The 1089-nt window shown below is 55.4% G+C and carries 1 rRNA gene; it reads right to left on the bottom strand.

From position 1 onward, the window contains the following. Window positions 1-10 precede the first annotated feature (10 nt). Window positions 11-1089 (bottom strand): 16S ribosomal RNA (locus DS839_RS35785); the annotation flags it as partial.

Genomic DNA, 1089 nt, shown 5'->3' with positions numbered 1-1089 from the left:
ACGTCGTCGATAAGGAGGTGATCCAGCCGCAGGTTCCCCTACGGCTACCTTGTTACGACTTCACCCCAGTCATGAACCACACCGTGGTGATCGCCCTCCGAAGTTAGGCTAACCACTTCTGGTGCAGTCCACTCCCATGGTGTGACGGGCGGTGTGTACAAGGCCCGGGAACGTATTCACCGTGGCATTCTGATCCACGATTACTAGCGATTCCGACTTCATGGAGTCGAGTTGCAGACTCCAATCCGGACTACGACGCACTTTATGAGGTCCGCTTGCTCTCGCGAGGTCGCTTCTCTTTGTATGCGCCATTGTAGCACGTGTGTAGCCCTGGTCGTAAGGGCCATGATGACTTGACGTCATCCCCACCTTCCTCCAGTTTATCACTGGCAGTCTCCTTTGAGTTCCCGGCCGGACCGCTGGCAACAAAGGATAAGGGTTGCGCTCGTTGCGGGACTTAACCCAACATTTCACAACACGAGCTGACGACAGCCATGCAGCACCTGTCTCAGCGTTCCCGAAGGCACCAAGTCATCTCTGAAAAGTTCGCAGGATGTCAAGAGTAGGTAAGGTTCTTCGCGTTGCATCGAATTAAACCACATGCTCCACCGCTTGTGCGGGCCCCCGTCAATTCATTTGAGTTTTAACCTTGCGGCCGTACTCCCCAGGCGGTCGACTTATCGCGTTAACTTCGCCACAAAGTGCGCTAGGCACCCAACGGCTGGTCGACATCGTTTACGGCGTGGACTACCAGGGTATCTAATCCTGTTTGCTACCCACGCTTTCGCACCTCAGCGTCAGTGTCAGTCCAGAAGGCCGCCTTCGCCACTGGTATTCCTCCCGATCTCTACGCATTTCACCGCTACACCGGGAATTCTACCTTCCTCTCCTGCACTCTAGCTTGACAGTTCCGGATGCCGTTCCCAGGTTGAGCCCGGGGCTTTCACAACCGGCTTATCAGACCGCCTACGCGCGCTTTACGCCCAGTAATTCCGATTAACGCTCGCACCCTCCGTATTACCGCGGCTGCTGGCACGGAGTTAGCCGGTGCTTCTTCTGCGAGTGATGTCTTTCCTAATGGGTATTAAC

The sequence above is a fragment of the Taklimakanibacter deserti genome (genome assembly GCA_003574785.1).
Note: the sequence above shows the minus strand (reverse complement) of the source record. Positions and strands in the feature narration are given on the sequence as shown.